The sequence below is a fragment of the uncultured Bifidobacterium sp. genome (assembly GCF_959020155.1).
Lineage (GTDB): Bacteria > Actinomycetota > Actinomycetes > Actinomycetales > Bifidobacteriaceae > Bifidobacterium.
Window position 1 is genome coordinate 1 of sequence record NZ_CAUERC010000044.1, and the last position, 9,569, is coordinate 9,569.

10 protein-coding genes are annotated in these 9,569 nt (G+C 60.6%); 4 read left to right on the forward strand and 6 right to left on the reverse strand.

Going from position 1 to position 9,569, the window contains the following annotated elements; translation table 11 throughout:
• The first annotated feature begins 77 nt into the window (after window positions 1–77).
• Together Q5H31_RS07810 and Q5H31_RS07815 are read left to right on the forward strand one after the other, a co-directional pair.
• Complete coding sequence (locus Q5H31_RS07810) at window positions 78–881, forward strand: HAD-IIB family hydrolase (protein ID WP_251882968.1); 804 nt, start codon at window positions 78–80, stop codon at window positions 879–881.
• A 12-nt stretch (window positions 882–893) separates the two neighbouring features.
• Entirely contained in the window at window positions 894–1,616 is a 723-nt protein-coding gene (locus tag Q5H31_RS07815; protein ID WP_302457652.1) for a ComF family protein, read from the forward strand.
• Here Q5H31_RS07815 and Q5H31_RS07820 read toward each other — a convergent pair.
• The 4 genes from Q5H31_RS07820 to glgB all read right to left on the reverse strand — a co-directional run bounded on the left by Q5H31_RS07820 (window position 1,532) and on the right by glgB (window position 6,069).
• Entirely contained in the window at window positions 1,532–1,918 is a 387-nt protein-coding gene (locus Q5H31_RS07820) for a LexA family transcriptional regulator (protein ID WP_007051907.1), read from the reverse strand. The two genes, Q5H31_RS07815 and Q5H31_RS07820, sit on opposite strands and share 85 nt — an antisense overlap.
• Window positions 1,919–1,985: 67 nt before the next feature.
• Window positions 1,986–3,059: a cell wall metabolism sensor histidine kinase WalK gene (locus Q5H31_RS07825; RefSeq protein WP_007053568.1), complete on the reverse strand. Its 1,074-nt coding sequence runs from the start codon at window positions 3,057–3,059 to the stop codon at window positions 1,986–1,988.
• A complete protein-coding gene (locus Q5H31_RS07830; protein WP_007051909.1) occupies window positions 3,059–3,781 on the reverse strand; it encodes a response regulator transcription factor in 723 nt (240 codons plus the stop codon). The genes Q5H31_RS07825 and Q5H31_RS07830 overlap by 1 nt, the downstream gene beginning before the upstream one ends.
• Window positions 3,782–3,816: 35 nt before the next feature.
• Window positions 3,817–6,069 (reverse strand): 1,4-alpha-glucan branching protein GlgB, encoded by a 2,253-nt coding sequence (gene glgB / locus Q5H31_RS07835; RefSeq protein WP_032741365.1) that lies wholly within the window; start codon window positions 6,067–6,069, stop codon window positions 3,817–3,819.
• Between the two features lie 177 nt (window positions 6,070–6,246).
• Between glgB and Q5H31_RS07840 the strand changes: the two genes are divergently transcribed.
• Entirely contained in the window at window positions 6,247–6,840 is a 594-nt protein-coding gene (locus Q5H31_RS07840) for a CarD family transcriptional regulator (protein ID WP_007053566.1), read from the forward strand.
• Window positions 6,841–6,946: 106 nt separating this feature from the next.
• Window positions 6,947–7,471, forward strand: coding sequence for a 2-C-methyl-D-erythritol 2,4-cyclodiphosphate synthase (gene ispF / locus Q5H31_RS07845; protein WP_023658184.1), 525 nt, complete (start codon window positions 6,947–6,949; stop codon window positions 7,469–7,471).
• Between the two features lie 51 nt (window positions 7,472–7,522).
• Here ispF and Q5H31_RS07850 read toward each other — a convergent pair whose 3' ends face one another.
• A complete protein-coding gene (locus tag Q5H31_RS07850) occupies window positions 7,523–8,356 on the reverse strand; it encodes a metal ABC transporter permease (RefSeq protein ID WP_007051913.1) in 834 nt (277 codons plus the stop codon).
• A gap of 66 nt (window positions 8,357–8,422) precedes the next feature.
• Entirely contained in the window at window positions 8,423–9,313 is an 891-nt protein-coding gene (locus Q5H31_RS07855; protein WP_007051914.1) for an ABC transporter ATP-binding protein, read from the reverse strand.
• Between the last annotated feature and the right edge of the window lie 256 nt (window positions 9,314–9,569).

The following is a 9,569-nucleotide window of genomic DNA, read 5'->3' on the forward strand; positions in this document are numbered from 1 at the left end:
TAGGACATGGCGGAGGCAACATGCGTTAGGATTGGTTCATTGGCTGTGAACATTCGTCAACGAGGGAGGCGCGACAAATGGTGGTACGTTCGTGGTCCGAACTTGATTTCGATAATGTCTGCTCCAACGCCAAGGTGTTCGGTTTCGATTTGGACAACACGCTGGCCAGCTCAAAACAGCCGATGAAGCCCGCGATGGTCGAACGGTTCTGTGCGCTGCTCGACCATACGGTGGTGGCCCTGATCTCAGGGGGCGGCATGGCGGTGGTCACCTCGCAGGTGCTGGATGTGCTCACCCCGAATGCCAGGCGCGGCAATCTGCATGTCATGCCTACCTCCGGCTCCCGGTATTACCGGTGGGATGGCACGCAATGGGCCTTGGTGTATGCGCATGATCTGTCCGAAGCCACCGTGGCTGCTGTCTCGGAAAGTCTTGAGCGACATGCCCGGGAACTGGGATTGTGGGAACAGCAGGTATGGGGGCCTCGAATCGAGAACAGGGGCAGCCAGATCACCTTCTCCGCTCTTGGACAGTTCGCGTCCGTAGCGGCCAAGCAGGCATGGGATCGCGATAACACGAAGAAACAGGCGCTGGTCGAAGCGGTCAAGGCCGATCTGCCGCATATGCGGGTCAGGGCCGGCGGATACACCAGTGTGGATGTCAGCGAATGCGGCATCGATAAGGCCTATGCCGTGCGCAAGCTGACGCAGACACTTGGCATACGGGCCGATGAAATGGTGTTCGTGGGTGATCGCATGACGCCTACGGGTAATGACTATCCCGCGGTTGAGGCCGGTGCGATCGGTGTTCGTGTGGAGAATCCGCAAGATACGGTACAACTGCTGGATGCACTGCTTGCGCGATTCGATACTCCAGCTTGATGGTGACGCGTTATGGACGGGCCGAGTGTATACAAGTGGTGGCATGCGATGTGGGCGCAGGCCTGCAATTTGCTGTTTCCACGCGGCTGCGCTGGGTGTGACGCGCCGGATGAGGTATTGTGTGCGGCATGCTGGGCCCTGTTCGCGCAATGCCGGGAACGGGATGCAGACAGTGGTGTCGGAGCCCGTATATGGTCCGCGTCAATCTATCAGGGAGCGGCGCGTCGTGCCATTCTCGACTGGAAGGACCACGACGATACCGAGCTTGACGGCCCGTTCGGCCGCATCATGGTGTCGCTGCTGAACAAGACGCCAATACCATCATCATGCTTGGGTCATCGCGTATTGGTGGTTCCGGTGCCGTCATCGCGGGCGTCAATGCGCCGAAGAGGACGGGCTCACACGGCACCGTTGGCCAAATCGGTGGCAGAGGCATTGCGTGGGTACGGCGTCGATGCGCGACCATGCAATGCCCTGAGCTCCTCCACCAAGGCACGCTCCGTGCAGCAGGTCTCTTCGGCACAGCGTGCCCGCCGTATCACCGGTCATGTCACGGTGAAGCGTGATCTCACCGGCCATGGCGACGTGGTGCTTCTCATTGATGACATCGTCACCACAGGTGCCACCGTGCGGCAATGCGTTCAGACATTTCAGCAGGCCGGTACTAAAGTGGTGGGCGTGCTGGTATTGGCGGATGCCGTGGTGCGACGGTCCGATGACGATATCAACGGGTGAATGACATCGGTGACGATGCCCCAGATAGCAGGCGAAGCGCCGTTGCTCGGCATGTAATCGGGGTATCGCGGATTCTCGGCGTGCAATATGGTGATGCCGGCCCGTGAAACCAGCCGCTTGATGGCGATTTCGTCGTCCATGACAGCCGCAACCACATCTCCGGGGACTGGTGCCAACGAACGATCGACAATCAGCAGATCGCCGTTGTGAATACCCGCATTGATCATGGAATCGCCGGCCATCTGCATAACAAACAGCGTGGCCTCGTGCGCCATGGCCTGTGACTCGGATTGCTGTGTCATGCTGCGCCTCCCACCCTGTATTCGAACATCTGTTCGAATACAGTATACGGTAGGACGTCGGACAATATCAGCGTTCGGCGATGTGATATTTAGGCAGGATGATTTCGAAATCGGCACCTCGCGTGTCGTCGACCACTTTGACGGTGCCACCGTGCAATTGGGCCGCCCAGCGCGCGATGGACAGGCCAAGACCGGTGCCGCCCGACTCGGTGCCGGGACCCGTCTTGCCTTTGACAAAGCGCCGGAAGATGTCCAAACGGTCGGAAGGCGCAATCTGGGAGCCGAAATTCACCACATTGGTCACGATGGTGCCTTGGTTTTCGTCCTCGTGGGCGTCGACCAGCACGGTGGTGCCGTCGGCCGAATGTTTCAGCGCGTTGGCGATGATGTTGGTGAATAGCTGGCGCAGGCGGTCCTGATCGCCTTCCATCGTGATGTCGGCCGGCACGGTGACGCGGATGTCGTGGGCGTGGCCACCATCGGCGATTTCCAACGGCTCGATGGTCTCGTCAAGAAAGTCGGCGAAGTTGAACTTTTCGATATTCAGACTCGCCGCACCGGCCTCCATACGGCTCAGGTCCAGTAGGAAGGCGATGAGATCGGAGAGACGCTGCGTTTGGGTGAGGATGCTCTCCAGATTGGTGGGAGTGGGCTCGGTGACGCCGTCGGCCATGTTCTCGACCATCGCCTGCAAAGCGGAAACGGGCGTGCGCAGCTCATGGCTCACATTGGCGATCATGTCGCGGCGCATTTTATCGGCATGCTCGAGTTCGCCGGCCATCTCGTTGAACGAGCGAGCCAGCTTGCCGACCTCGTCATGACGATCCTGATCGATATCCACGCGGACCGTGTAATCGCCATCCGCCATGGCTTCGGCCACATCGCGCATCTGGCGTAGGGGAGCGGTGATGCCGCGAGAGAAGAAATAGGTGATGCCCAAGGCCACCACCAAAGTCAGCGGCATGGCGATCCAACCGGACCAGCCGAATTTCAGGAGGAACCAGCACATGGCAAACGCGATGGCAGTGGCGATAACGATCAGTGCGCTGAGTTCCAGCTTCAGAGATGAGAACAAATCAACCGGCTTGACGCGAGGTTTCATCGCATCAAGCCGGGATTGCTGTTGTTTTTTGGATGCCATCACGCGGTCGGCGGCTCGAAAGCGTAGCCCACGCCATGCACGGTGCGGATGGTATCGGCACCGAGCTTATGGCGCAGCGCCTTGACGTGGCTGTCGACGGTGCGGGTGCCGGATGCGTCGACCCAGTCCCAGACCTCTTCGAGCAGCTTTTCGCGGGTGAGCACCGACTTCGGGCGGCGGGCCAGCGTGGCCAGCAGATCGAACTCGGTGGGGGTCAGATGCACCTGTTCGCCGTTCACGGTGACGATGCGCTGGGCCGGGTCGATGACCATCGAACCGAAGTCGAGCAGCTTCTCGTTCTCCGAGTTCTTGGCGATGACCTTCGCACGCTCCACGCGGCGCAGCAGCGCCTTGCAGCGGGCGATAAGCTCGCGCATGGAGAACGGCTTGGTCATGTAATCATCGGCACCCGCTCCCAGACCGATGACCTTGTCGGCCTCGTCATCACGTGCGGTGAGGATCAGCACCGGCACCGGACGTTCGGCGACGATGCGTTTGGTGGCCTCTAGACCATCCATAACCGGCAGCATGATGTCCATGATCACCAGATCGGGGCGTAGCTGGGACGCGGCCTGGACGGCGGAAGCGCCGTCCCCGGCCACGCGAGCGGTCCATCCTTCAGCGGTGATGCGCTGGGCGATGGCCGTGGCGAGCGTGGGCTCGTCCTCGACCACCAGCACCGTGCGCGGTGTCGTATTCTGACGCGCTGTGGTATTGAGCATAAATAAACCGGTTACCTTTCAGCCTGTTGACCAGTTCAGTCTTCCGGCTTCAAGAATACAACTCCCAGAGCCGGAACGGTGATCTTCGCCGAGAACGGACGTGAATGATATTCGCCCTCGACCGCTTCGAAGGTGCCGTTGTGGATGTCGGAGCCGCCGTACTTGGCGTCATCGGTGGTGAACACTTCGGTCCACTTGCCGCCGGTGGGCAGCGCCACCTGGTAATCGGACCAGGCCTCACCGGAGAAGTTGACCACCACAGCCAAGGTCTCGCCCTTGGTACCGATGCGCAGGAAGCTCAGCGTGTTGTGGTCGGCATCGTCGCTGGTCAGCCACTGGAAGCCGGCCGGGTCGAAGTCCTGGCTCCATAGTGCCGGATGCGCCTTGTAGAAGGCGTTAAGGTCGGCGACCATGGTCTGGACCTGACGGTGCTCCTGCCAGTTCAGGCAATCCCAATCGATGGAGGCGTCGTGATCCCACTCGCCCCACTGGGCCAGCTCGTTGCCCATGAAGGAGAGCTTCTTGCCTGGGTGAGCCCACTGATAGGCGAACATCGAACGCACGCCGGCCAGCTTCTGCCAGTCATCGCCCGGCATCTTGCCGTACAGGGAACCCTTGCCGTACACGACTTCGTCGTGGCTGATGGGCAATACGTAGTGTTCGGAGTAGGCGTACACCATGGAGAAGGTGATCTCGTTGTGGTGCCACTTGCGGTTGATGGGCTCCTCGTGCAGATACTCGAGGGTGTCGTGCATCCAGCCCATGTTCCACTTCATGCCGAAGCCGATGCCGCCGGCGGAAGTGGGGGCGGTGATGCCCGGCCATGCGGTGGACTCCTCGGCGATCACCATGACGCCGGGGTTGTTCTTGTACGCGGTGGCGGTGGCCTCCTTGAGGAAGTCGATGGCCTCCAGGTTCTCGCGTCCGCCGTAGATGTTCGGGCGCCAATGGCCGGGTTCGCGGCTGTAGTCGAGGTAGAGCATGGAGCTGACGGCATCCACGCGCAGTGCATCGACGTGCAGGTCCTCAAGCCAGAACAGGGCGTTGGCCACCAGGAAGTTGCGTACTTCGCGGCGTCCGAAGTTGAACACATAGGTGCCCCATTCAGGGTGTTCGCCGCGCAGCGGGTCCGGGTCCTCGTACAGCGGGGTGCCGTCGAAGCGGCCGAGCGCGAAGGCATCCTTCGGGAAGTGGGCGGGCACCCAGTCCATGATCACGCCGATGCCGGCCTGATGGAACTGGTCGACCAGGTAACGGAAGTCGTCGGGGGAACCGAGACGGGAGTCGACCGCATAGTAGCCGGTGACCTGATAGCCCCAGGAGCCGGAGAACGGGTGCTGGGCCAGTGGCATGAACTCCACGTGGGTGAAGCCTTCCTGCTTGACGTAGTCCACGAGCTGCTTGGCCAGGTCGCGGTAGGTCAGTCCCTGCCTCCAGCTGCCGGCGTGCACCTCATAGATGGAGACCGGGCCATCATGCGGGTTGGTGGTGCGGCGGTGCTGCATCCAGGCGTCATCGTTCCACTTGTAGGTGGATTCGGTGACGATGGAGGCGGTGTTCGGCGGAACTTCGTGCTGACGCTCCATCGGGTCAGCCTTCATCTCCCACGTGTAATTGGCGTTCAGGATCTGGAACTTGTAGGTCTCGCCCGCGCCGATTCCGGGGATGAAGATCTCCCACACGCCGGAGGAGCCGAGCTCGCGCATGGCATGACGGCGGCCATCCCAAGCGTTGAAGTTACCGACTACGCGCACGGCATGGGCGTTCGGGGCCCACACGGAGAATGCGGTGCCTACCACCTGTTCGCCGGGCGTGCCGTCTGCGCCGCCCATCGGATCGTCATAGCGCAGCACATGCGCGCCAAGCGTCTCCCAGAGCTTCTCGTGACGGCCCTCGCCGAACAGATAGGTGTCCATGTCGCCGACTGTGGGCATATAGCGATATGGGTCGTCCTCAATGAGCACTGCGCCGCTTTCCCACTCGGTCCTGACACGGTAGTCGGGAATCGTGGGCTGCTTCTTAGTGCCGGAAGCCGGCACGGTAACCACGAACACGCCGTTGTATTCGTGGGTCATCGGGTATTCGCCATCCTGGGTGAGGATGGTCACGGACTTGGCAAGCGGACGCAGCACGCGGATTGTGGCGGTGTCGGCATGCTTGCCGATGCCGAGATGCCCGCCGAGAACTCCGTGGGGATTGTAGAATTCAGCATTGCTCACCGCATCGAGGTCGCCTTGGGCGACAGGCACGGTGACGGTATCTTCCTTGATCTTCGTTTCTTCAGCCATGACCCAAAGTCTACGTGCGTTGGAGTCGTAAACGCTACATTGGCGCGTCGAAAATGGCGAATTCTTGCCCTTTTCGGTGTGTCTTCGTGGTTGTGAGCGCTCTCATAGGGGCGGTCCAGGCCGCATGGCATAATTATTCGAGTTTTTGTGTGTAAGCCGTCAGTTCTCGGAGGGTACATGTCTTACAAAGTCGGCGATATGGTCGTCTATCCGCGTCATGGTGCAGCGAAGGTGGAGGCCATTACCGAGCGGACGGTCAAGGGAGTGACGCGCGAATATCTGCAGTTGTCCGTACTCTCTTCCGATGGTTTGGTCATCAACGTTCCCGTGGACAATGCCAAGAAGGTCGGCGTGCGTGACATCGTCTCCGCATCCGAAGTGGCCAAGGTATTCGGCATCCTGCGGACCCCGATCATCGAGAAAGAGATGAACTGGTCTCGCCGTTACAAGCTGAACGTCGAAAAGATCGCCACCGGCGATGTCAACAAGATCGCCGAAGTGGTTCGCGATCTCGCCCAGCGCGATGTCGACGAGCACGGCCTGTCCGCGGGGGAGAAGCGTATGCTCACCAAGGCCCGCGCCATTCTGACTTCTGAGATCGCCTTGTCCGAGAAGATCGACGAGGCGGAAGCCCAGCGTCTGCTCGACGTGAACCTGGGCTACGAGCCCGCTCAACCCGGTGACGACAAGCATCACACCGCCGAGCCCGAAGAGGCCGCGGCCGATACTTTGGCTCGTGTCGAAGCCGAGAAGAAGTCCAAGAAGAAGTGATTTGATTGTTGAGGCCCCGGTCGTGTCCTTATGCGATACGCCGGGGCTTCGTGATTCATAATCGTTTGCTGCCGTTCGTCTGGGCAGCGCCATCGAAGGGGACTGCATGGGGTCTGCAGGAGTGTTGATAGGGCAGGGTTTTGACGCTCACCGTTTTGCGCCTGCCGGCTCAGGCCGTGAACTGTGGATTGCCGGGCTCTACTGGCCGGCGTCTGATTCATGCAGCGAGGCCGATGCCGCCAAATACGAGGGGATCGAAGGCGATTCCGATGGCGATGTGGCCGCGCACGCTCTGATTGACGCGTTGCTTGCCGCCGCCCGCTTGGGAGACATTGGTTCACTGTTCGGTGTCGGTGCGGACGCGCATGGTGCCGGAATGCATGGCATCGATATGTTGCAAGAAGTTGTGGCGCATCTGGCATCCAACGGGTATACGCCGGCATCGGCCTCGGTGGCGATCATCGGCAACCGCCCGAAAATCGGCACACGCCGTGCTGAAGCCGAAGCCGCCCTGTCTGCGGCGGTTGGTTGCCCGGTATCGGTTACTGCCACCACCACCGACCATATGGGATTCACTGGCCGCGGCGAAGGCATCGCCGCCATCGCCAATGCCTTGGTGGAGAAGATATAACAAAGCCCCCGCTATGAATTCGCCAGCGGGGGCAAGAAAAAATGGATGAGATTACTTCCGCATCGTCTCCACGGCTTTGGCGATAGCCCAGAACAGGGTGGAAAGCGTCACGATGATGAAGCTCGGGGGAGCGGGGAACATCGCCGACAGCACGAGTCCGGCCCAAATCGACACCAAGCACAGCACGCTGGCGATCACCATTGCCTTGAATGGGGAGCCGGCCAGAATATTGGCGGTGGCCGCGGGCGTAATCACCAGTGCGAAAATCAGCAAGGTGCCCACTGCCGGCACGGCGATGGTGATCACACCGGCCATAATCGCCATAAACGCCACGTTCATCAGCCCGATCGGCACACCCTTGGCCTGTGCCACCTGCTCATCCAGCGAGCTGAACAGCAGCGGGCGGTAGATGATGGCCAACAATGCCAGCAGCAGTACGTCGAACACGGCGAAGCCGATGATCTGGCCGGTGGTGATGGTCAGGATCGAGCCGAAGAGGATCGACTGCATCTGCTGGGAGGCGGAACTCGACAATCGCGCGAAGAACAGACCCAAGCCGGTGGCGAAGGCCAGCACGGTGCCGGTGGCGATTTCACGCTCGGAAACGCGCTTGCCCAAAGCACCGATCACCAGTGCGCCGCCCAGTGCGAACACGCCCATGCCCAGTGACACGGGCAGGCCGAGCAACACCGCGCCGGTCGCGCCCGGCAGACCGATATGGGCCAGCGCATGGGCCGCGAAGGTGGAACGACGGGCGATGGTGAAGTATCCCATGACACCGGCGGCTAGGGCAATGCACAGGCCGGCGATGAAGGCGTTGGTCATGAATGGAGCGGACAGTGTATCCAGCCATTCGGGATCATACGAAAAGTTGATGGTGCTCATGTCTCTGTATTTTCTCCATGCCTGAGCTGCAGTCCGTTGATGGGCTGTGGGTCGGCTCGCTTGATGTTATCGATTCTCGGCGCTGATGGCGGCACTGCCATTGGTGGCATTGCCGTGCTCGTGATGGTGCAATTGCGCCACTTCGGCTGCCGTGTGCATATCCTGCGGCTGGTCCTGGAGCTCATCCGGCGTCGGGGTCACGAACATGTCTCCCTGCGGAGTGGTGACCACCTGCACCTGTGTGCCGTAGAGGTGGGTGAGTAGGTCGGAGTCGAGCACTTTGTGCATATCGGCGTAGTGCGGGTGACCGTCGAGCAAGTAGACGGCACCGGTCAGAATCGGCAAGAGCATATTGAGATCGTGCGCAACCACCTGGATGGTCATGTTCAGTTCACGGTTCAGCTTGGCCAGCACGTGTACGGTGGCGCGCTGACTGGCCAGATCGAGGTTGGCCAACGGCTCGTCAAGCATCAGCAGTTGTGGGTCGCACACCAACGCCTGGGCGATGGCCACACGCTGGCGCAAACCGCCGGACAGTTCGGACAGACGGTACCGCGCCTTGTCGGCGATGCCGGTGAACTCCAGCGCCTCGAGTGCTTTGGCTTTCTGGGCCTTGGTGATGGGGTGGATGCCGAATCGGGTGCCGGTCAGGCCCAGCAACACGGATTGTTCGGCGGTGAGATTGGAATCGACATTCGCCACATAGCTCTGCGGCACATATCCGATGCGTTTGTTCATCTCGCCTGCGGGCTTGCCCAGCACGGTCAGGCTGCCATGGCAGAGCGGCAAAAGGCCCAGCTCGGCCCTCATCATCGTGGTTTTGCCGGTGCCGTTGGTGCCGACGATGGCCGTGACCGAACCGGTGGGAATGGCGAAGGTGCCATGCTGCCAGATGATATGGTCGCCACGCTTGATGGCGGCATCGCTGAACACGATGCAATCGGAAGTTTCACTCATAACGCCCGATTGTGGCAAACGATGCTGACAATCGTTCTCAATATCGTGTACGGATGGTGATAACCAAAGAGAAGGGTTGTGCGGCCATCTCGACAATGGTCGCACAACCCTTCTCGTGCAAGGCGTCTATCGGCATTGGCGCGAATCCGATGCCGGTGTCCTTTGCTTCTAACTATTTGCCGGAGTCGGTCTGGTCGTTGCCGGAGGCATCGCCGGGATCGCCATTGGCGGCATCGGCCTTTGCCGAATCCTGAGA